General features: G+C 70.5%; 13 protein-coding genes and 1 riboswitch. Of the genes, 7 read left to right on the top strand and 6 right to left on the bottom strand.

The window, feature by feature from the left end; genetic code table 11:
* The first annotated feature begins 102 nt into the window (after positions 1-102).
* Positions 103-285 (top strand): hypothetical protein, encoded by a 183-nt coding sequence (locus tag ABZS54_RS24570; protein ID WP_355539930.1) that lies wholly within the window; start codon positions 103-105, stop codon positions 283-285.
* A gap of 387 nt (positions 286-672) precedes the next feature.
* Here the strand turns inward: ABZS54_RS24570 and ABZS54_RS24565 are convergent, their stop codons facing one another.
* The 4 genes from ABZS54_RS24565 to ABZS54_RS24550 form a co-directional block, all read right to left on the bottom strand.
* Entirely contained in the window at positions 673-1,701 is a 1,029-nt protein-coding gene (locus tag ABZS54_RS24565; RefSeq protein ID WP_355539927.1) for a hypothetical protein, read from the bottom strand.
* Positions 1,702-2,049: 348 nt separating this feature from the next.
* The gene (prfB, locus tag ABZS54_RS24560; RefSeq protein ID WP_355539925.1) at positions 2,050-3,162 is read right to left on the bottom strand and encodes a peptide chain release factor 2; all 1,113 of its coding nucleotides are present in this window, start codon (positions 3,160-3,162) and stop codon (positions 2,050-2,052) included.
* A 37-nt stretch (positions 3,163-3,199) separates the two neighbouring features.
* The gene (locus ABZS54_RS24555) at positions 3,200-5,266 is read right to left on the bottom strand and encodes a protein kinase (protein ID WP_355539922.1); all 2,067 of its coding nucleotides are present in this window, start codon (positions 5,264-5,266) and stop codon (positions 3,200-3,202) included.
* A 141-nt stretch (positions 5,267-5,407) separates the two neighbouring features.
* Positions 5,408-6,895: a serine/threonine-protein kinase gene (locus tag ABZS54_RS24550; protein ID WP_355539920.1), complete on the bottom strand. Its 1,488-nt coding sequence runs from the start codon at positions 6,893-6,895 to the stop codon at positions 5,408-5,410.
* 279 nt (positions 6,896-7,174) lie between these two features.
* Between ABZS54_RS24550 and ABZS54_RS24545 the strand changes: the two genes are divergently transcribed.
* Positions 7,175-9,805 (top strand): FHA domain-containing protein, encoded by a 2,631-nt coding sequence (locus tag ABZS54_RS24545; RefSeq protein ID WP_355539917.1) that lies wholly within the window; start codon positions 7,175-7,177, stop codon positions 9,803-9,805.
* Between the two features lie 121 nt (positions 9,806-9,926).
* Here ABZS54_RS24545 and glyA read toward each other — a convergent pair whose 3' ends face one another.
* Entirely contained in the window at positions 9,927-11,189 is a 1,263-nt protein-coding gene (glyA, locus tag ABZS54_RS24540; protein WP_355539914.1) for a serine hydroxymethyltransferase, read from the bottom strand.
* Positions 11,190-11,240: 51 nt separating this feature from the next.
* Positions 11,241-11,329: riboswitch (ZMP/ZTP riboswitch) on the bottom strand.
* A 159-nt stretch (positions 11,330-11,488) separates the two neighbouring features.
* On the opposite strand from glyA, the gene ugpC reads away from it, so the two are divergent.
* The 5 genes from ugpC to ABZS54_RS24515 all read left to right on the top strand — a co-directional run bounded on the left by ugpC (position 11,489) and on the right by ABZS54_RS24515 (position 17,001).
* Complete coding sequence (gene ugpC, locus ABZS54_RS24535; RefSeq protein ID WP_355539911.1) at positions 11,489-12,700, top strand: sn-glycerol-3-phosphate ABC transporter ATP-binding protein UgpC; 1,212 nt, start codon at positions 11,489-11,491, stop codon at positions 12,698-12,700.
* Positions 12,697-14,043, top strand: a complete 1,347-nt coding sequence (locus tag ABZS54_RS24530) for an ABC transporter substrate-binding protein (protein WP_355539908.1) — start codon at positions 12,697-12,699, stop codon at positions 14,041-14,043. Before ugpC ends, ABZS54_RS24530 begins: the two co-directional genes overlap by 4 nt.
* 9 nt (positions 14,044-14,052) lie before the next feature.
* Positions 14,053-15,414 (top strand): ABC transporter permease subunit, encoded by a 1,362-nt coding sequence (locus ABZS54_RS24525; RefSeq protein WP_355539905.1) that lies wholly within the window; start codon positions 14,053-14,055, stop codon positions 15,412-15,414.
* Between the two features lie 20 nt (positions 15,415-15,434).
* Complete coding sequence (locus tag ABZS54_RS24520; RefSeq protein ID WP_355539951.1) at positions 15,435-16,331, top strand: carbohydrate ABC transporter permease; 897 nt, start codon at positions 15,435-15,437, stop codon at positions 16,329-16,331.
* A gap of 244 nt (positions 16,332-16,575) precedes the next feature.
* Complete coding sequence (locus tag ABZS54_RS24515; protein ID WP_355539902.1) at positions 16,576-17,001, top strand: hypothetical protein; 426 nt, start codon at positions 16,576-16,578, stop codon at positions 16,999-17,001.
* A 67-nt stretch (positions 17,002-17,068) separates the two neighbouring features.
* On the opposite strand, the gene ABZS54_RS24510 is transcribed toward ABZS54_RS24515, so the two are convergent.
* Positions 17,069-21,952, bottom strand: a complete 4,884-nt coding sequence (locus ABZS54_RS24510) for an NAD-glutamate dehydrogenase (protein WP_355539899.1) — start codon at positions 21,950-21,952, stop codon at positions 17,069-17,071.
* Between the last annotated feature and the right edge of the window lie 298 nt (positions 21,953-22,250).

Genomic DNA, 22,250 nt, shown 5'->3' with positions numbered 1-22,250 from the left:
GTGTAAGCGGCACAGTGGAAGGGGACGGGAACTTCCCACCGCGTCGTGAGCGTTATGGGTGTCGATGCGTGATAGCGGAGCAATCGAGGCGGAGGAGTCGAGATGACCTTGGACCGCCTGGTGTGCGCGAACTGTGCCGGCCTGGTCGCGGAGGGTCGCTGCCCGACGTGCCGGGCCAGCCGTGAACGGCTCCAGCACTCCGGTGGACTCAATCCCGCGATGCTCGCGGCGATCGCACTGCTGGTCCTGGTATGTGCGCTGCTGCTGGCCCACGTGGGCGGCTGAGCCGGCCGCAGCCGAGCCGCCGGGTGAATCGGGTACGGCGCGGGTGATCGACCCGCGCGTGACCCCTTCGGAACGATACGAAGTCGAGACAACACGAAGGCCCTGGGTGCCCCCAGGGCCTTCGCGCTGTACAGCGGCGCTCCGCAGCTTCCGGAACCCGGATCGGGCGTTGTCGGCAGCTGTCCGACGCGGACCGATCCGAGCGGGCGCCCCGTCGTCGACGCCGGGCCGAAGCCCGGCGTCGCACTGCGGTGCCGCCCACCGTCCGTAGTCCCGAGCCGACCGTTACTCAGACGCAGTCGCGATGACGCGGTGCGCCCGGCTCGGAACGCCGGGACGGCGGATTCAGTGCCCCGGAACCGCCGCGCCGGGGCACAAGTCTTCGACTCAGGCCGCGGAGGCCTGCTGACGGCGCTTGAACCGCGCCGGCAGCACGGTGAAGGTGAAGCCACCGGCCGCCATCGCGGCACCGCCGACGATCAGGAACGCCATGTTGGCGCCGGAACCGGTCGAGGCCAGTTCCTTGTTCGCGGTCTGCTGCGCGGCCGGAGCGGTGTCGCCGCCACCGAAGTCGCGAACGGGCGCGTTCTGCTGGTCGCCGTTGCCGCTGGTGGTGCGGGTGTTGCCGTCGCCACCGCAGTTCAGGTCGAGCCCGCCGGAGGCGTGCGTGGCGTCACACGTGTTGCCGCCACCGGTGCTGCCGCCGCCCGAGCTGCCCTTCGAGGTGCTGCCGGAACCGCCCGAGGAACCGCCCTTGGTGGTGTTGCCACCGCTCGTGGTGCCACCACCGGAGGTGGTCGCGCCGGAGCTGCCCGAGGAGCTGTTCCCGGTGGTCGAGCCCGACGTGGTGTTACCCGTGGTCGCACCCGACGTCGTTTCACCGGTCGTCGCACCCGACGTGGTGTTACCGGTCGTCGCACCCGACGTCGTGTTACCGGTCGTCGCACCCGACGTCGTGTTACCGGTCGTCGCACCCGACGTCGTGTTACCGGTCGTCGCACCCGACGTGGTGTTACCCGTGGTCGCACCCGACGTGGTGTTGCCGGTGGTCGCACCCGACGTGGTGTTACCCGTGGTCGCACCCGACGTGGTGTTACCCGTGGTCGCACCGGACGTCGTGTTGCCCGTGGTCGCACCCGACGTCGTGTTGCCGGTGGTCGCACCGGACGTGGTGTTGCCCGTGGTCGCACCGACGACGGTGCCGCCCGTGGTGGCACCCACGACGGTGCCACCGGAGGTGTTACCCGTGGTCGAACCCGCGGTTTCGCCGCCCGGGCACGTGTGCGTCTGCTCGCACCCGTCGTCCGGACCGCCGTCCGTCGCGCTCGCGACGCCCGCGACCGCGAAGGACGCACCCGCCGCGAACAGCGCGGCGGCGGCTATCCGAGCCGTCCGGACGCGCATTTTGGTTGTCATCAATTAACCCCCAGTTGGATGAGATCCCCGTGTCCGCGCCGGCGCGGGTGGGGTCCCAAACGCCGTTGGGCATCACCTCGACGCGCGTCCGTGCCATCTGTCGATGCGCCTCGGACTCCCGATCGGATGCGTCGCGGCAATGCCGCCGTTCAGACTGGTAACCGGGTGGATGCCGCGTCAAGGGCGTTCGGAGAGGGTTGCGGGGTTAATTCCGATTCGCCGAGAAAATCGGCACGAAAGCGCAACGCGGCATACCACGAGGGCCCCCGCGAATACGCGGAGGCCCTCATGGTCACAAACCGGGATATCGACCCGCTTTTCTCGACGCGCGGGTCGCCCGTCGATCCGCTACGCGGCGGCGGTCTGCTGCTGCTTGCGCCAGCGAATACCGGCCTCGATGAAACCGTCGATTTCGCCGTCCAGCACCGACTGCGGGTTGCCCACCTCGAATTCGGTGCGCAGGTCCTTGACCATCTGGTACGGGTGCAGGACGTACGAGCGCATCTGGTTGCCCCAGGACGAGCCCTCGCCCTTGAGCGCGTTCATCCGGGCCTGCTCCTCCTGGCGCTGCCGCTCGAGCAGCTTGGCGGAGAGGACCGCCATCGCGGACGCGCGGTTCTGGATCTGCGAGCGCTCGTTCTGGCAGGACACCACGATGCCGGTCGGGATGTGCGTGATGCGCACCGCCGAGTCGGTGGTGTTGACGCCCTGGCCACCGGGACCGGACGAGCGGTAGACGTCCACCCGCAGCTCGGACTCGTCGATGTCGACCCGGTCGCTCTGCTCCACGACCGGCAGCACCTCGACGCCCGCGAACGAGGTCTGCCGGCGGCCCTGGTTGTCGAACGGGGAGATCCGCACCAGGCGGTGCGTGCCCTGCTCGACGGACAAGGTGCCGTACGCGTACGGCACCTTGACCGCGAAGGTGGCCGACTTGATGCCGGCCTCCTCGGCGTAGGAGGTGTCGTAGACCTCGGTCGGGTAGCCGTGCCGCTCGGCCCAGCGGGTGTACATCCGCAAAAGCATCTCGGCGAAGTCGGCGGCGTCCACGCCACCGGCCTCGGAGCGGATGGTCACCAGCGCCTCGCGCGAGTCGTACTCGCCGGAGAGCAGCGTGCGCACCTCGAGTTCGCCGACCGACTTGTGCACCGCGGCGAGTTCGTTCTCGGCCTCGGTGCGGGTGTCCGCGTCGTCCTCGGCCTCGGCCAGCTCGAACAGGACGTTGACGTCGTCCAGACGCCGGCGCAGGTCTTCGACCCGGCGCAGCTCGCCCTGTAGGAACGAGAGACGACTCGTCACCTTCTGGGCGGCTTCGGGGTCGTCCCACAGGTCCGGCGCAGCCGCCTTTTCGTTGAGCGCGGCCACATCGGCCCGCATCTTGTCGAGGTCGAGGACGGCCTCGATCGACGTCATGGTCGACTCGACGGACTTGAGCTCTTCGGAAGGATCAACGGCAGCCACGCCACCATCCTAAGTGGATCGCGGGCCGGGCTCGGACTCAGCCCGCGTCGGGACTCGACGAGGAGGCCTGGAGTCGACCGTTGTCGGTCCGGATGTAGACGTCCACCCGGTCGACTCCGGCGGCCACCGCGGCGGGGGCGTCGGCGGTGGCGGTGTTCGGGTCGACCGGCCGCCAGCCGCCTTCGCCGGGCACCGCGCCGAGCAGTCGGCCGTTGCCGTCGCGGGCGAGCACGACCAGGCCCCGGCCCTGACTGTAGGCGGCGGCCGGGCGCGCGGAGGCGGTCAGGCCGACCCGTTCGGGCTCGCGCCAACCGCCGTCGACGAAGGGGATGTGCAGCACCGCGTGGTCGCCGGCGCGCACCACGAACGCGTCCAGCGCGCCGGGGGCGCCGGCGGTGAGCGCGGGTGCGGCCTCGATCCGCCCCGCGCTGGGCACCGTGGTGAAACCGCTCCAGCCGGAGCCGGTGAGCGATCCGGCGGCCAGGCCGTCGGTGCCGGTACGCGCGACGATGTCGATGCGATCGCCGGTGGCGACCGCCGCGGGCGCGCCGCTGAGCTTGGTCTTGGCGTCCGTCCTGGTCCACTCGCCGAATCGACCGTCGGCCAGGGTCGCCCGATAGAGCAGCTTGTCGGCCGAACCGACTGCGAACACGTCCACCCGACCGGGCGCGGCACTGACCACGGCGGGATCGTCCGCGGTGCGGAAGGTGGGCAGCCGGCGCCACTCGCCCCAGCGGGATCCGTCGCTGCCGAGGTACCACAGGGCACCCTCGCCGTCACGTTGCACCACGTAGCTGTGCTCGGCGTCGGTACGGGTCACCGCCGGGCCGCCCTGGAGCAGCACCGGGGCGGCGGGCAGCGGTGCGAACGCGGCCCACGTGTAGCCACCGGTGGTACGCCCCGCGGTCGGTCCCGCAGGGCCGCCGGCGGCCCCGGGCGGGGTCGGCTGCGGGGTGCGGGAGGTCTGTCCGGCGGGTCGGGTCGGGCTGCCCTCGTCCCGGGTGAACCACACCGCGCCCGCGCCGACCGCCGCGACGGCGAGCACGCCGCAGATCACCGGGATCAGCCGGCGGCGCGCGCCGCCCTCGCGCCGGGCCGGTTTGCCGCGCCGGTGCGACTGCACCGGCGCGGCTCCGTCGAACACCGGGCGGGTCAGGTTGGTGTGCGTGTCCCGGCTGCCGTCGGCGGCCTCCGAGGTGCCGGAGACCAGGGGGACCACCCCGGCCGGGCGCGGCACGGGGGTGTCCTGGCGGCCGACGTTCCCGTTGGGGTCGGGCACGTCGAACGCGGGCAGGCCGATCAGCGCGGGCAGTGCGGAGCGCAGCCGTTCGCCGAACTCGCGGGCGGTCAGCCGGGCGGCGGGTGCCTTGGACAGGCAGGACGCGAGCACCGCGGCGAGCGGGTCGGGCAGGCCGGGAATGCCCGGCACCGGTTCGGTCACGTGCCGGCGCAGCACCGCGCCGGGGTGCCCGCCGCCGAACGGGGTCCATCCGGTGAGCAGTTCGTACAGCACGGTGGCCAGCGCGTACACGTCCACGGCGGCGGTCGGCTGCAGGCCCTCGATGATCTCGGGGGCCAGGTAGTCGGGCGTGCCGATGATCCGGGTGGCCCGGGTGCGGCGCGGCGCGTCGACCAGGCGGGCGATGCCGAAGTCGGTGAGTCGGGCCCGGGAGACCCCGGCCGAGTTGTCGATCAGGATGTTCTCGGGTTTGACGTCGCGGTGGATCACGCCCTCGGCGTGCGCGGCGGACAGGCCGTCCGCGACGTCGGCCACGATCGCGGCGGCCAGCCGGGGGGTGAGCACCCGCTCGCGCTCCAGCCGGGCGCGCAGATCGGGACCGATCACCAGGTCCATCACCAGCGCGAGGTCGGTGCCGTCGACGACCAGGTCGTGCACGCCCACGATGTTCGGGTGGTCCAGGCTGGTCAGCGCGGTGCGCTCCTGGACGAAGCGCGCGACCAACACCTGGTCGGACGCGAGGTCTTCGCGCAGCAGCTTGATCGCGACGGGTCCCTCGGGGCCCTCGCCCTGCCAGACGGTCCCGCTGGCGCCGCGCCCGAGCACCTTCAGGGCGACGTATCGGCTACCGATCTTGCGTGCCAAAGCAGCTCCGTGGACCCAGCGAGCGTTGTGCTCACAGCGGACTTCCCCGACCGCACCCTACGCGGCCGGCCCCCGGATGCGGGGACCGTCGGGTAGGACGGCGTGTACGAGGTCGTCCTCGACAGGGGCGATGGGGGATGACTATGCGTCAGTTGTCGCTGTCGCCCCCGCTGTCGCCGCCGGTGACGAAGTCTTGACGCTGTCGTACCAGCCCCGAACGGTATCGAACCCGTCGATAGCGGAGTTCACCCAGTCGTGCAGCGGGCTGAACCAGTAGACGGCGAACAGGATCGCGGCCATGATCACCAGCCGCAACAGGCAGCCGATGGTGCAGCCCACGCCCGGGATGCTGGTGAGCCGGAAGCCGCGCCGGCGGCGTGGCTCGCGCTCGCGGGGCTCGCGCGGTTCGCGTACGGCGCGTTCGCGGCGCCGCGGCTCGCGCTCGGGTGCCTCCTCGCGTCGGTAGCGCGGCGGAGGCGGCGGAGGCGGCGGTCCCGGGTCGGCCGGCGGCGGCGCTGCGGCGGGGCGGCCGTGCTGCTGCACCGGCTCGGCGTAGGCCGGCTGGGGCGGGTAGTGCTGCGGCGGTTGTGGATAGCCGGGCGGCTGCGTGCTCATCACCCGGGTCGCGTTGGGTGTGCTCGGCGGCGCCGGCGGCGGTGTGGTCGGCGGCGCGGGATACCCGAGCTGCGTCTGCGGGAGGGCGCGGGTGGGGTCGGCGGCACCGGCCCGCGCGCCGAACGCGCTCGCGGCCAGCACCTGCGCGAGCGAGCCGTCGTCGGGCCGCACGCCGGCGACGATGTCGGCGGCCAGCCGCAGCGCCCGGCCCAGGCCCGCCGCGTCCGGTCGGGTCTCGGGCCGCTTGGCCAGGCAGCGCTCGGTGATCAGCCAGTAGGCGTCGGGCATGCCGGCCGGGCGGGTGGGCACCTCGGTCAGGTGGTGGTGCAGCAGCGCGATCGGGTTGGTGTCCCGGAACGGCGGGTGCCCGGCCACCAGTTCGTAGAGCACCACGCCCGCCGCGTAGACGTCCACGGCCGGGGTGAGCGGGCGGCCCTCGGCGGTCTCGGGCGCGACGTAACTGGGCGTGCCGACGAGTTCGTGGGTGCGGGTGAGCGCGGGCGAGTCGGCGAGGCGGGCGATGCCGAAGTCGGTCAGCATCGGGTAGAGCGAGTCGCCGTTGCGGGCGAGCATGATGTTGGCCGGTTTCAGGTCCCGGTGTATCACCCCGTCCGCGTGCGTCACGCTGAGCGCGTCGCAGATCTGAGCCATCGTCAAGGCGGCGGCGGCCGGCGGCAACGGGCCGTTCTCGCGCAGGTAGGTGCGCAGGTCGGGTCCGTCGATCAGGTCCATCACCAGGGCGAGCGTCTCGCCCTCGACGACGAGGTCGCGCACGTGCACGAGGTTGGGGTGGCGCAGATTGAGCAGCAGCGAGCGCTCGCGCAGGAAGCGGGTGACCACGTCCGGGTCGGTGCTCAACTCCTCGCGCAGCACCTTGACCGCGACGATCTCGCCGGAATCGCGCACGCTCGCGCGCCAGACGGTGCCACTGGCTCCGCGCCCCAGGGTTTCCTGGAGCAGATACTTGCTGCCGACCGGCCGGTCCACGACGCTCCCCACTGTCCTGTCCGCCACCTGGGCGGTGGTGCCGGGTTGCCTTCCACCCTAGGTGGTACTCGGTTACGGACGCATCGACCCCAGGTACGGTTCGGTTCCTGCGCTCCGACGTTGTCCGACCGATACTCGGCGATGCGGGCGGCTCGGTGCCGGCACCGCGTTCGGGCGATTCGCCGGCGACCTGGTCCTTTACGGTCGAAATGCGGACAAGATTCGTCGTCTGTTCGGCTGTAGGCGACATGACGGTCGCGGGTGCGAGGATGCCTCTTGTTTTCTGCTCGGAGGAGGGAGGCGCGCATGCAGATCCGGCTCACCGTGCACGGACCGCAGCGGACCGGACCGGGCGCCGACGTGCTCGTCACCGCGCCGTCCGGGACGACCTTCGCGGGGATCGCGGGCGCGCTACGGACCGCCTCCGGGACCGACGGTCAGCGCTTTTGGGTGGGCGACGTCCGGCTGCGCGACGACACCCCCGTGGGCCGGCCGCCGCTGGTGGACGGCGCGCTGGTCACCGTCGACGCGCTCGGCTCGCCCTCGCCCTCGGCCGGCTCCCCACAGTTGCGCGTGGTCGGCGGCCCGGATGCGGGCGGCGTGCACCTGCTGCACCAGGGCGGGGTACGGATCGGCCGCGCACCCGAGGCCGAGGTGCGACTCGGCGACCCCGACCTGTCCCGGCTGCACGCCGAATTGTGGATAGAGCCCGGTCGGATCCGGATCGCCGACCTCGGCTCGACCAACGGCACCACTGTGGACGGGATGCCGATCGGCCGCGAACCGGTCGACCTTCCGCCGGGCTCGCTGCTGCGGGTCGGCGAATCCACCCTGCAGACCTTCCTGCCCCTGCCCTACGGCTCCCCCGAGGACGCCTCGGGCGCCTGCGCGCGGGCCGACGGCACCGGACACATCGAGGTGCGCCGCACCGCCCGCGCCCAGTTGCCGGTGCCCGCCCGGGCCCGCTTCGAGCTGCCCGAGGACAGCGCCGGCCGGCGCCGCCCGTTCGCGCTGCGCCGCAAGGCCGCCGGGACCGAGCGCGAGACGATCGAGGCGGCCGCGCGCTCGGCGCTGCTCGAGGAGGTCCGCTGGCGCCGCGACCAGTCGCCCGACCCGGCGACGCTGTTGCTGGACGCGCTGGCCACCGGCGAGCCGGGTCCGGCGGGCCGGCTGTGGGAACGTGCGGCCGGCCATCCGGAGGCGCTCGGCGTGCGTCTGGGGGTCGGCGACCTGCCCTCGCGGGTGACCCTGGTGGAGCCCTCGCCCGTCGCGGGCACCGGTGGCGAGGAGCGCAGGCTGACCGCGTTCTCGGTCCCGGTCACCGTCTCGCTCAAGGACACCGTGCTCGGCCTGACCGGACACCGGCCCCGGCTGCTGGGCCTGGCCCGCTCGGTGGTGGCCCAACTCGCCGGACTGCACGGACCGCAGGACGTGGAGCTGGTCGTGCTGTGTGCGGATCCCGGCACCGCCACCGACTGGTCCTGGGCCCGCTGGCTGCCGCACCTGCGGCCGGGCGAGGGCCAGGACTGCCGGCTCCTGGTCGGCCTGGGACCGGATCAGGTACGGGCGCGCGCGGGCGAGTTGCTCGATCGCATCGACACCGCCGATCGGGTCCCGGTCCGGCGCACGGTGGTGGTCCTGGACGGCGCGGGCCGGCTGGCCGCCCGTCCGGAGATCGTCCGGCTCCTGGTCGAGGGTCCGGCGGCGGGCGTACACGCGCTGTGCCTGGACGAGCGGGCCGAGGAGTTGCCGCCGCAGTGCTCGGCGGTCGCGCACGTCACCGGCGAGGTCGGCACCCGGATCGACCTGATCGGGCCGGGCACCCGGCGGGTGGAGGACGTGGTCGCGGACGCGGTGTCGTCCGCGTGGGCGGACCGCTTCGCCCGCGCCCTGGCACCGTTGCGCGAGGCCACCCGCCGGGTCACCTCGCCGCTGCCGGAATCGGTCCGGCTGCTCGACCTGCTCAACCTGGACCTGCTCACCCCCGCCAAGCTGCTCGCCGGCTGGCGCGAGGCGGGCCGCTCGCCGCGCGCGGTGCTCGGCTCGGACGCACGCGGCGCGGTCACCGTGGACCTGTCCACGGAGGGGCCGCACGTGGTGATCGGCGGGGCCGCCGGCTCGGGCCGGTCCGAGTTGTTGGCGTCCGTGCTGTGCTCGCTCGCGGTGGCCAACCGACCGGACGAGCTCGCCATCGCACTGGTTCGCGGCCCCCATGGGCTCTCCGAACTGCCGCATGTGGTGGGCTATCTCGCCGACGTGGAGATCCCGGCCACCGGCGATGCGATCTCGGCCGTGCGGGACGAGTTGGATCGCCGCGAGGGGCTGCTGCGGGGCACCTCGTTCGAGGCGTACCGACCGGGCCCGGACCGGCCGCTGCCCCGGCTGGTGGTCGCGGTGGACGACATAGACCTGCTGGCCGAGGCGTACCCCGGCTTCGTCAAGAGCCTCGCCGACGTGGCCCATCGCGGCGGCGCGCACGGCGTGCACCTGCTGGTGACCACCGGCCAACCCGCCCGCACGCCGGAGATCGAGGCAGCCGCCTGCGCCGAACTGCGGATCGCCCTGCGGGTGGACGACCCGCAGGCCTCACGGGTGCTGATCGACGTCGAGGACGCGGCGGGCGTGGACGAGGACTATCCCGGCCGCGGCTTCGTGCGCGGTCGGGACGGCGCCGTCGTCCCGTTCCAGGGCGGCCGGGTGACCGGCCGGATGCCGCGCACGGCCACCCTGCGTCCCACCGTGGTGCGCCAGGAGTGGCAGGAAATGGGCAACCGCCTGGCTCGCCGCCCCACGCCCGCGGGCGGCGGCAAGGGCCCCACCGACCTGGCCCTGCTCACCGGCGCGGTCCGCCGAGCGGCCGAACAACTCGGCACCCCACTCCAGGCCCCGCTGTGGCCCGCGGCCCCCCTGGAACACCTGGCCCGCAAGGCCCGGTAGCCCGCCCACCCGCCCCCAGGCCACGGGCCCGAACAGGGCATCCCCGCCGCCGTAAGACCCGCGGCCTCCGAACCGGAGGCAACACATGGAGCGGGCGGGCGAACCCTCCCGACCCCACGGACTACACAGGCAACCCGGGCGCCGGAAAACGACCCAGAAACTCCCGAACCTCGCCCCGCACCACCTCGATCTCGTCCTCCGCCCCGACCGCCGCCCTCGTCACGATGCGATCCATCCAGCGCGCGATCAGCGGCATGTGCGACTCGTCCAGCCCGCGCGACGTGAGCGCGGGCGTCCCGATCCGAATCCCGGAGGGATCGAACGGCGACCGGGTATCGAACGGCACCGTGTTGTAATTCACCACGATTCCCGCGCGATCCAGCGCCTTCGCCGCGACCTTCCCGGCCACCCCCCGCCGGGTCAGGTCCACCAGCAGCAGGTGGTTGTCCGTCCCGCCCGACACCAACTCGAAGCCGCGTCCCGCGAGTTCTTGACCGAGCCGCTTCGCGTTCGCGACCACCTGCCGCGCATAGGCCCGGAAATCGTCCGTACCGGCCTCGCGCAGCGCCACCGCGATGGCGGCCGTGGTGTTGTTGTGCGGCCCACCCTGCAGGCCCGGGAAGACCGCCTTGTCGATCGCCTTGGCATGTTCGGCGCGGCACATCAGCATCGCCCCGCGCGGCCCCCGCAGCGTCTTGTGCGTGGTCGTGGAGACCACATCCACATGTTCGACCGGCGACGGATGCACCCCACCCGCGATCAGCCCGGCGATATGCGACACATCAGCGACCAGGATCGCGTCCACCTCGCGAGCGATCGCCGCGAACCCGGCGAAGTCCACCGTGTGCGGCACCGCCGTACCGCCGCAGAAGATGATCCGGGGCCGCTCGCGCAGCGCGAGATCGCGCACCTCGTCCAGATCGGTCCGCCCGGTGTCGGCCCGCACGCCGTAGCGAACCCCGCGGAACCAGGTCCCGGTCGCGGACACGCCCCACCCGTGGGTGAGGTGCCCACCCATCGGCAGCGCCATGCCCAGCACCGTGTCGCCGGGCCGGGCGAAGGCGAGGTAGACCGCGAGATTGGCCGGCGAGCCCGAATACGGCTGCACGTTGGCGTGATCCACGCCGAACAGCGCCTGCGCCCGTTCGCGGGCGATGATCTCGATCGGGTCGATGTTCTGCTGGCCCTCGTAGTACCGACGGCCCGGGTAGCCCTCCGAGTACTTGTTGGTGAGCACCGTACCGGTCGCCGCCAAGACCGCGGCGGAGACGTAGTTCTCACTCGGGATCAGCCGCAGCGTGTCCTGTTGGAGCAGTTCCTCGGCGCGCACCAGCGCGGCGATCTCCGGGTCGGTTCGGCCCAGTTCGTGGTGGCGATCAGTCATGTGCCCGTGCATGTCCATGAGTTCTCCGGCTCGGTTCACAGGGAAATGTGATCCGGGTGCCCAGGCGGACGACACCTCGTCGGTGGAACCGCCGCTTCCTCGTGGTCGATCCCACGCCTACGCCAGTCGCGGCCCGCTCAGCATACGGAGCGCGACCGGCCTGCGTCCGGTCATTACGCAGCGATGATCGAAAGTTACGAATAAGGCTCGTTGCACCGGGCAGGGGTTGTGGTCGACGCCACACCAGGCGTACCACAGGACATCAGAAGGCGGCATCTGTCCACCCTCGGGGGATTTTCGTGGCGGAAGTGGTTCTGGATGGAGTCGGAAAGCTGTATACGGACGGCACTCGAGCGGTCACCTCGCTCGATCTCGCCGTCGCAGACGGGGAATTCCTGGTTCTGGTAGGCCCATCGGGATGCGGGAAGACCACCGCGTTGCGGATGGTCGCCGGCTTGGAGGAGATCAGCGAGGGGACCATCAGCATCGGCGACCGGGTCGTCAATCGCATTCCCTCGCGTGACCGGGACGTGGCGATGGTGTTCCAGAGCTACGCCCTGTATCCGCATTTGAATGTGCGGGACAACATCGGATTCGGGCTTCGATTGCGGAAGCTGCCCAAGAACGAGATTCGCGAACGGGTCGACAGAGCGGCCCGGACCCTGGGCCTGGAGGAGCACCTCGGCCGCAAACCGCGGCAACTCTCCGGCGGCCAGCGCCAACGGGTGGCGATGGGCCGGGCGATCGTGCGCGAGCCGCAGGCGTTCCTGATGGACGAACCGCTGTCCAATCTCGACGCGAAGCTACGCGTGCAGATGCGCGCTCAGATTGCTCGGCTGACCCGCGAACTCGGGGTCACCACGCTGTATGTGACGCATGATCAGACCGAGGCGATGACCCTCGGCGATCGAGTCGCGGTGATGAAGAAGGGGGTCCTGCAGCAGGTCGCCCCGCCACAGGAGCTGTACGACCACCCGGTCAACCTTTTCGTGGCCGGCTTCATCGGCTCACCCGCGATGAACCTGATGACCGGCACCTTGAACCACGACGACGCGGCCGGCACCACGGTGGACATCGGCAGCCAACGGCTGACCGTGCACCCCGACGTGCTCGCCGCGCGCCCGGCATTGGCCGGTTACCACGCTCGCCCGCTGATCGTCGGCATCCGTCCCGAAGACCTGTACGACACCGCCCTGGAGGGCGCCGAGGCCGTCGAGGGCACGGTCCTGCGCGCCGAGGCCGACCTGGTCGAGGCGATGGGCTCGGAGGTGCTCGTACACGTGCGCGTGGACGCACCTCCGGCGGTCACCGAGGACGTCCAGGAACTGGCGCGCGATGTCGGCGCCGAGGACACGGTGCCGGACGCCGGCGCGGCGCATTCCGAGCTCGTGGCTCGTTTCGGGCCGCGTACCCGGGCCCGCGAGGGCGCCGACGTGGTGATGCGGGTGGCAACCGATCGGCTGCACTTCTTCGACCCGGAGACGGGTCTGTCCATAACGGAGGATGCGTGAAGCGGTTCGTGGGCGCCTTGGCGGTCGCCTCGATGCTCGCCATGGGTCTCGCGGCCTGTAGCGACGACGGTGACGACAAGGACAACAAGAGCAACTCGACGCCCAGCGGGAGCGGCGCGCCGGCCGTACCCCGGCTCGACGGCACCACGGTGAGTGTGGCCGCGGTGTGGACCGGCGACGAGCAGGCGGCGTTCAAGAAGGTGCTCGCCGACTTCGAGAAGCGCACCGGGGCCAAGACCGAGTTCATACCCACCGGCGACAGCGCCTCCACCTTCCTGGGCCAGCGGGTCGAGGGCAACGCACCGCCGGACGTCGCGTTCCTGGCCCAGCCGGGCGTACTACAGCAGTTCGCTCAGAAGGGCTGGATCAAGCCACTCGCGCCCGACGTGCAGCAGGCCGTGCAGGCCAACTTCTCGTCCCAGTGGCAAAAGCTCGGCTCATACCAGGACAAGCTCTACGGCGTCTACTACAAGGGCGCCAACAAGTCGCTGATCTGGTACAACGCCAAGGTCTACGAGAACGCGGGCGCGAATGAGGCCAAGACCTGGGAGGACCTGCTCAAGAACGCGGGCCTGATCTCCGACTCCGGCACCCCTCCGTTCGCCATCGGCGGCGCCGACGGATGGGTGCTCACCGACTGGTTCGAGAACATCTATTTGAGCCAGGCCGGCCCGGAGAAGTACGACCGGTTGGCCAAGCACCAGATCCCGTGGACCGACGCCTCGGTCAAGACCGCGCTGGAGACGCTGGCCCAGGTCTTCGGCAAGGGCGACTGGTTCCCCGGCGGCAGCGGCGGCGTGCTCCAGACCGAGTTCCCCGCGTCCGTGCCGCAGGTGTTCGGCGACCCGCCGAAGGCCGGGATGATCTCGGGCGGCGACTTCATCGGCACCAACATCATCAAGGACACCAAGGCCAAGATCGGCACCGACGCGAAGTTCTTCGGGTTCCCCGCGGTCGGCACCGGAAAGGCACCGGTGGTCACCGGTGGCGATGTGGCCGTGGCGATGAAGGACTCCCCCGGCGCGCAGGCGCTGCTGAAGTACCTGGCCTCGCCGGAGGCCGCCAAGGTGTGGGCCGAGCAGGGCGGTTACCTCTCGCCGAACAAGAACCTGGGCATGGCGTCCTACCGAGACAACGTCACGCGCAAGATCGCCGAGAACCTGATCACGGCGGGCGACGACTTCCGCTTCGACCTCTCCGACCAGGCACCCGCCGCGTTCGGCGGCACCAAGGGTGAGGGCGAGTGGCGCGATCTCCAGGACTTCCTACGCAACCCCTCGGACGTGGCCGGGGCGCAGAGCAAACTCGAGGCGGACGCCGCCAAGGCATACGCGGGCGGGTGATCCGCTGCCATGAATGACAAGGCACCCGTACCGGTCGCGGTGCCCGAGAAGACGAAGCCGACGCCCGCGCGCGAGTCGCGCGGGCTCGGTTCGGGCGCCCTGTTGGGCTGGCTGTTCCTGCTGCCGGCCATCGTCATGCTCGCCGTCCTGGTCGCCTATCCGATCGTGTGGTCGCTGCTGCGCAGCCTGTTCGGCGCGGACGGCTGGTCGGATTTCGTGGGGATCGACAACTACAAGGAACTGTTCACCGACGACGACACCTTCACCGCGCTCAAGAACAACCTGATCTGGGTCCTGGTGGTGCCGGCCGCGGTCACCTCGCTCGGTCTGATCTTCGCCGTGCTGACCGAACGGGTCAGGTTCGCCACGGCGTTCAAGCTGATCGTCTTCATGCCGATGGCCGTGTCCATGTTGGCCGCGGGCATCACCTTCCGGCTCGTCTACGATCGCGAGCCCGACCAGGGCGTGGCCAACGCGGTGGTCACCAGCGTGCACGACATGTTCAGCGAGGGCGCGCCGTATCCGGGTGCCCGCCCGCGCAACGACACCGTGCTCACGCCGCAGGCCGGCGGCTTCGTCACCAGAGCCGGCACCGAGCCGGGCGGCACGGCGTTGCTGCCGCTGGTCTCGCTGCCCGCGGAGAAGATTCCCGGTGACGCGCGGGACGCCAAGCCCGGTGTGCCGCCCGCGGGCGGACTCGGCGGCGTGGTGTGGGTCGACTTCACCAAGGGCAACGCGGGCAAGCCCGGCGCGGTCGATCCCGGCGAGAAGGGCCTGCCCGGGGTCAAGGTCGAGGCGGTTCGCGGCGGGAAGACCGTCGCGAGGGCGACCACCGGCAAGGACGGCTCGTTCACGATGCCCGCCTCCGCCGCCCGCGGCGGCCCGGTGCAACTGCGGCTGACCGAGGCCAACTTCGCCAAGTCCTTCGGCGGCTACGACTGGCTCGGGCCGAACCTGATCACCGCCGCGATCATCGGCGCCTACATCTGGATGTGGGCGGGCTTCGCGATGGTGCTGATCGCGGCGGGCCTGGCCGCGATCCCCCGGGACGCGCTGGAGGCCGCGCGGGTGGACGGCGCGACCGAGTGGCAGGTCTTCCGCCGGGTCACCATCCCGCTGCTGGCCCCGGTGCTGGTGGTGGTGATGGTCACCCTGGTGATCAACGTGCTCAAGATCTTCGACCTGGTGTTCATCATCTCGCTGGGCTCGTCGCAGAAGGAGGCCAACGTCCTGGCCCTACAGATGTACATCGCCTCCTTCGGCGGCGGCAACAACCAGGGGCTGGGCAGTGCCATCGGCATCCTGCTCTTCCTGCTGGTGCTGCCGGCGATGTTGTTCAACATCCGTCGCTTCCGAAGGGAGAACCGGTGAGCGCGTCCGCAGCCCCCGACCTGACGAAGCCTCGACAACCGCCGGCGGGCCGTGAGGGCGGCATCAAGCGCGGCCTCGCCTCCCGGATCGTGGGCCGTACCGGCGGCGGCCTGGCGGCGATCGCACTCGTGCTGATCGCGCTGTTCTGGCTGATGCCCACGTTCGGCCTCCTGGTCTCCTCGCTGCGCGACCCGCAGGAGATGAGCAAGTCCGGCTGGTGGAAGGTACTGGGCAAGCCGAGCGACCTGACCTTCTCGAACTACGACAAACTGCTCGACAACAAGGACATGACCCGGGCGTTCTTCAACACGATCTGGATCACCGTGCCGAGCACGCTGTTGGTGATCCTGATCGGCTCGCTCGCGGCCTACGCCTTCGCGTGGCTGGAATTCCCCGGTCGGGACTGGCTGTTCCTGGTCGTGGTCGGTCTGCTGGTGGTGCCGGTACAGGTGGCGCTGATCCCGATCTCCAAGCTGTACGGCAACACCGGCCTGTTCGGCACCATCCTGGGCGTGGTGTTGTTCCATGTCGCCTTCGGCCTACCGTTCGCGGTGTTCCTGCTGCGCAACTACTTCGCGGGCATCCCCCGCGATCTGCTCGAAGCCGCCCGAATGGACGGCGGCACCGACCTGACCATCTTCTTCCGGGTCATCCTGCCGCTGGGCCTGCCGGCGATCGCGTCGCTGGGCATCTTCCAGTTCCTGTGGGTGTGGAACGACATGCTGATCGCGTTGATCTACGCGGACACCGAATCGGCGCCGCTGACCGTCGCGTTGCAGTCCCAATCACGGGCGTTCGGCGCCAATATCGACGTGTTGGCGCCTGGTGCCTTCCTGTCGCTGATCGTCCCGGTGATCGTCTTCTTCAGCTTCCAGCGCTACTTCGTCCAAGGCGTGATGGCGGGCGCCGTCAAGTAGTCGAGCACTCGATCGACGTCGAAGAGCGTCGTGGGCAACGGCCGCGGGGCCGTCCGGCAACGGCCGGGCGACCACCCCGCGGCCTTTGTGTTTCGTACCGCGTTTCGTGCCGCCATCGTTACGGATCCGACTTCGGGAACGGGATTCCGTGTGGCATCGTCCGAAGGCGTAGGGTGCTCCCCGCCACTTCGGAACCGGTTCGGGGGTGTACCGAACGGGGGGCAAACGTCATTTCGGGGGAATAATGAGGGGAAATAGTCGCATCGGTTTTCTGCGGACCCTGCTGATCGCACTGGCCATCGAAACGGTGCTGATGAGCGCGACCGCCGTCACGTTGGCGATCATGTCGTTCGCGGTGCGCGACGACCGCAAGAGCCTGGAAGGGCTCGGCGACCTGTTGCTGATCGCGTCGGTGTTGTGCGCGGGCGTCGCGGTGGTCTGCGGCATGGGCGTCGCCGGCGTGCGCGACGCGATGCGGCGCGGCACCGGGGCGTTGGCGCGGGCGGCCGCGGTGGGCCTGATCCACGTGTTCGTCGCGCTGATGGCGGCGCTGATGAACTGCCCGACCTGGTCGATCCTGGTGGCCGGTCTGCCCGCGGTGATCTACCTGCCGTGCTGGTGGGCGGTGCGCGAGCGCAGCCACCACGAGTTGCTGATGCTCGAACCGTAGTCGTGCCCGAACAGGCCGCCGGCCCGGAACCCCAGCGGGTTCCGGGCCGGCGGCATTCCGGCACCGATCAGCTCTTGCTGCCGGTCCGCAGCAGCGTACGGATCGTCCGCATCGCGACCGAGAGCGTCGCGAGGTCGTAGTTCTCCGCCTCCTGCAACTCGTCCAGCGTGGACCGCGCCCGGGTGAGCACCGGCGCGTTCTTGTGCTCCCACGCCTTGAACCGCAGCTCCGCGGTGTCCGCCGGCTCGCCGGAGCCGAGCACCTCCGCGGTGAGCCCGGCCTGCGCCGCGTACAGATCCTCGCGCAGCGAGGCACGGGCCATCGACTTCCACCGGTCACTGCGCGGCAGTTCGATGATCCGGTCGAGCAGGTGCGCGATCGGCAGCCGGTCGGCGATGTCGAAGTACACCTGCGCGACGTCGAGCACCGCGCGCTCGGACTCGCGCGCCACCTCGACGATGTCCAGCGCCGCGTACGCCGAGGACATCCCGGCCACCGCGGTGGCCAGTTCGGTCGGCACGCCGGCCTCGGTGAACTCCTCGTACAGCCCGTCCATCCAGGCCAGGTCCGAGCCACGCAGCACCTTGGGCAGGTGTGCGATCACCTCGGCCACACCGTCCCGGAAGAACTCCACCTGCGCGGCGATGTCGATCTCGCGTCGGCTGCCCAGGAACCAGCGGCTTGCCCGCTCGATCAGCCGCCGACTGTGCAGCCGCAGCGTGGTCTGCATCTCTGCCGGAACCTTGTTGTCCAGCGCCGCGATCGCGCCCATGATCCGGTCGATGCCGAAGATCTCCCGCGCGGTGATGTGCGCCCGCGCGACCTCCTCCGCCGACGCGCCGGTCTCCTCGCGCATGCGGAACATGAACGAGAGGCCGGCCAGGTTGACCACGTCGTTGACCACGACGGTGGTGATGATGTCCCGGCGCAGCGGGTGCCGGTCCATCTGTTCGACGAACCTGGCCCGCAGCGCGCTGGGAAAGTAGCGGTGCAACTCCCGGGCCAGGAACGGGTCGTCCGGCAGGTCCGAGGCGATCAGGTCCTGGGCCATCACGATCTTGGTGTACGCGAGCAGCACGGCCAGCTCGGGCTGGGTCATCGCCTGCCCGTTCTGCTGCCGCTCCCGCAACTGCCGGTCGGTCGGCAGGAACTCGATCTCCCGGTTGAGGTGTCCGTCGCGTACCAGCCGGCGCATGTACCGCATGTGCACGTGCAGCAGGCTGCCGGCCTGGGAGACCGCGTTGGTCAGCGCGCAGTTCTGGCCGTAGTTGGCGGCCAGCACCAGGTGCCCGACCTCGTCCGTCATGGCCGCGAGCAGCTCGTTGCGCTGCTTGAGGGTCATGTCGCCGGCGGCGGTGACCTGGTTGAGCAGGATCTTGATGTTCACCTCGTGGTCCGAGGTGTCCACGCCCGCCGAGTTGTCGATCGCGTCGGTGTTGATCCGCCCGCCCGCGAGCGCGAACTCGACCCGACCCAGCTGGGTGCAACCCAGGTTGCCGCCCTCGCCGACGACCTTGACCCGCAGGTCGGCGCCGTTGACCCGGATCGCGTCGTTGGCCTTGTCGCCGACATCGGCGTGCGATTCGCCGCTCGACTTGATGTAGGTGCCGATTCCGCCGTTCCAGAACAGGTCCGCTGGGGCCTGCAGGATCGCCCTCATCAGATCGGCCGGGGTGAGCCGGATCAGCCCGTCCGGCAGTCCCAGCGCCTGGCGCACCTGGGCGTTGATCGGTACCGACTTGGCGGTGCGCGGGTACACCCCGCCGCCGGCCGAGATCAGCTCCTTGTCGTAATCCGCCCACGAGCTGCGCGGCAGGTCGAACAGCCGGCGCCGCTCGGCGAAGGAGACCGCCGCGTCCGGGTTCGGGTCCAGGAAGATGTGCCGGTGGTCGAAGGCGGCGAGCAGCCGGATGTGCTCGGACAGCAGCATGCCGTTGCCGAACACGTCACCGGACATGTCGCCGATGCCGACCACGGTGAAGTCCTCGGTCCGGGTGTCGTGACCCAGTTCGCGGAAGTGCCGCTCGACCGACTCCCACGCACCGCGCGCGGTGATGCCCATGCCCTTGTGGTCGTAGCCCGCCGAGCCGCCGGAGGCGAACGCGTCGCCCAGCCAGAAGCCGTACGACTGGGCCACCTCGTTGGCGATGTCGGAGAACGTCGCGGTGCCCTTGTCCGCGGCCACCACCAGGTAGGTGTCGTCCGCGTCGTGGCGCACCACGTCCGCCGGCGGCACGACCGCGCCGTCGACGAGGTTGTCGGTGATGTCGAGCAGCGCGCCGATGAAGGTGCGGTAGCAGGCGATGCCCTCGGCCAGCCACGCCTCGCGGTCCGCGGGATCGGGCAATTGCTTGCAGAAGAAGCCGCCCTTCGCGCCGACCGGCACGATTACGGTGTTCTTCACCATCTGCGCCTTGACCAGGCCCAGGATCTCGGTGCGGAAGTCCTCGCGTCGATCCGACCAGCGCAGCCCGCCGCGCGCGACCGCGCCGAAGCGCAGGTGCACACCCTCGACCCGGGGCGAGTAGACGAAGATCTCGAACTTGGGCCGCGGCGCGGGCAGGTCCGGGATCTCCTGGGGGTCGAACTTGAGCGAGAGGTAGTCGTGCGCCTCGCCGTCCTCGCGGTGCTGGAAGAAGTTGGTCCGCAGGGTCGCCTTGACCATCGCCAGGAACGAGCGCAGGATGCGGTCCTCGTCCAGGCTGGCCACCTGGTCCAGCGCACCCTCGATGGCCTCGACGATGCCGTCCACCAGCTCGGTGCCGGCCTGCTGGTGACCCGGCGAGAAGCGGGCCTCGAACAGGTTCACCAACAGCCGTGTGGTGTGCGGGTTGGAGACCAGGACGCCCTCGATGTACTCCTGCCCGAAGGTGGTCCCGGCCTGCCGCTGGTACTTGGCGTACGCGCGCAGCACCATCGCCTGGCGCCAGGTCAGCCCGGCCCGGAAGACCAGTGCGTTGAACCCGTCGTTCTCCGCGCGCCCGGTCCAGGTCGCCGAGAACGCGTCCTGGAACAGCTCCTTGACGTCCTCGGGCTGCCCGTACATCGCCGACGCGTCGTAGCGCAGGCCGAAGTCGTACACCCACGCCACGGTCCCGTCGGCGCGGCGCAGCTCGTAGGGTCGCTCGTCGACGACCTCCAGACCCATGCGCTGCAGGATCGGCAGCACCTCGGAGAGCGACACGTGCCCACCGGAGCGGTAGATCTTGAACCGCCGCTCGCCCGGCAGTGCTCCTATCGGCTCGTACAGGTGCAGCTTGAAGTCGGCCTCGGGGGTCAGCTCCTCGATCCGCTTGAGGTCGGCCACCGCGGTCCGGGGCGGGAAGTCGGACTTGTAGCCCTCGCTGAACGCGTGCGCGTAGCGGCGGGACAGTTCGGCCGCGCTCTCCTCGCCGCATTCGGCGACGAGGGCCTCGCCGAAGTCGTCGATCCACGAGCGGGTGGCGTCGGACAGCAGTCGTTCGATGTAGTCCACGTCCGGGTCGCCGAGTTCGGCGCCGGTGGGCACGCGCACGGTGAAGTGCAGGCGCGCGAGCACGGACTCGGTGTTGCGCGCGGTGTAGTCGACCACCGAACCGGCCAGCTCGGCGAGCAGGATGTCCTGCATCTTGAGCCGGACCTCGGTGGTGTACCGGTCGCGCGGCAGGTAGACCAGGGCCGAGTAGAACCGGCCGTATTCGTCCTTGCGCAGGAACAGCCGCAACCGGCGGCGTTCCTGGAGGTAGAGCACGTTGATGACGATGTCGTGCAGCTCGTCCACGGCGATCTGGAACAGGTCGTCGCGCGGGTAGGTCTCCAGGATCTGCAGCAGGTCCCGGCCGTCGTGGCTGACCGGCGGGAAGCCGGCCTTGTCCAGCACGGCGTGCACCTTGCGGCGCACCACCGGGATGCGCTGGACGCTGTCGGTGTACGCGGCGGAGCTGAACAACCCCAGGAAACGACGCTCGCCGATCACGTTGCCGGCCGCGTCGAACTTCTTCACGCCGATGTAGTCGAGGTAGGCCGAGCGGTGCACGGTCGCCCGCGAGTTGGCCTTGGTCAGGATCAGCAGCTGTTTCTCCCGGGCCTTCGCACGCGCCTGGGTGGAGAGCCGGCTGAAGGACGCGGACAGGTCCTGGTCGGCGCGCAGGATACCGAGACCGGTACCGGGCACCGCGCGCAGCACGTCCTCGTCGTTCTCGCACACCAGGTCGTACTCGCGGTACCCGAGGAAGGTGAAGTGGTCCTCGGAGAGCCAGCGCAGCAGCTCCCACGCCTCGCCGATCTCCTCCTCCGGCAGTGCCGCCGGAGGGTCGTTGGCGAGTTCGTCGGCCAGCCGCAGCGAGGTGTCGCGCATCTTGGCCCAGTCCTCGACCACCTCGCGCACATCGCTGATGATGCGCTGCAGCCCCGCCTCGACCGAGCGCAGGTCCTCGCGGTCGCTCTCCCGGTCGATCTCGATGTGCATCCAGGACTCGATGACCGCGTCCTCGGGCACACCGTGTGCGTCCGTGGTGTCCACGATCTCCAGCAGCTCGCCGGCGATGGTGCGCCGCACGATGAGCTGGGGGTGGATCACCACATGGATGCTGCGTTCCTGGCGGGAGAGCTCGTTGGTGACCGAGTCCACCAGGAAGGGCATGTCGTCGGTGACCACCTCGACCACGGTGTGCCCCGAGGCCCAACCGTTCTCCTCCACCGTGGGCGTGTACGCCCGGACCCGCGCGGTGCCCTGGGGGCGATCCGCCGCGAGTCGACAGTGCGAGATCGCCGCACCGTACACGTCGACCGGATCGCGATCGATCAGGTCGTCGGGTGCGGTGTGCCGGTAATAGCGGGACAGGAGGACGTCGAGGTCCACCCGGTTCGGGCCCTCGGGCCCGCCGCCTCCGTGCTGTGACGATGCCGCTCGTGCCGCTTCCGCCGCTCGGGCGAGAAGCTCCGCCTTCGCCTCGTCCAGCTTGCTCTGCATGATGCTGCCGCTCCTGTCGCGCGCCGTTGCGTGACCATTGCCGTCCCCGGGCGTGCCCGGCTGTGTACTGCCGGTACCCGCTTTGTCGCGAGTACCTGTTTCAGGCGACGTCGTCCGGCCGAGGGTGGTTCCGGGACTCCGTCGTCCCGGCCCGCGACCGCGCGGCGTCGCCGCATCGTCAGGCTACTCGCGTGCCTCCCGGCCGCCGAGAGGGGATCTCGGATCACCCTGTAAGCAATTTCCGGGTCGCTCCGGACACTTCGTACCCATTGCCCCGAAGGCGGCGTCCCGAGGCGCC

The organism is Embleya sp. NPDC005575, from assembly GCF_040605455.1.
Classification (GTDB): Bacteria; Actinomycetota; Actinomycetes; order Streptomycetales; family Streptomycetaceae; genus Embleya.
The sequence above is the reverse complement of the archived record's forward strand: the minus strand, read 5'-3'. Positions and strand labels throughout refer to the sequence as shown.

Coding starts and splice junctions, on each gene's coding strand:
- ABZS54_RS24565 (WP_355539927.1), bottom strand. CDS start 1,701: ATGACAACCAAAATGCGCGTCCGGACGGCTCGGATAGCCGCCGCCGCG.
- ABZS54_RS24510 (WP_355539899.1), bottom strand. CDS start 21,952: ATGCAGAGCAAGCTGGACGAGGCGAAGGCGGAGCTTCTCGCCCGAGCG.
- ABZS54_RS24525 (WP_355539905.1), top strand. CDS start 14,053: ATGAATGACAAGGCACCCGTACCGGTCGCGGTGCCCGAGAAGACGAAG.
- ABZS54_RS24545 (WP_355539917.1), top strand. CDS start 7,175: ATGCAGATCCGGCTCACCGTGCACGGACCGCAGCGGACCGGACCGGGC.
- glyA (WP_355539914.1), bottom strand. CDS start 11,189: ATGACTGATCGCCACCACGAACTGGGCCGAACCGACCCGGAGATCGCC.
- ABZS54_RS24570 (WP_355539930.1), top strand. CDS start 103: ATGACCTTGGACCGCCTGGTGTGCGCGAACTGTGCCGGCCTGGTCGCG.
- ABZS54_RS24515 (WP_355539902.1), top strand. CDS start 16,576: ATGAGGGGAAATAGTCGCATCGGTTTTCTGCGGACCCTGCTGATCGCA.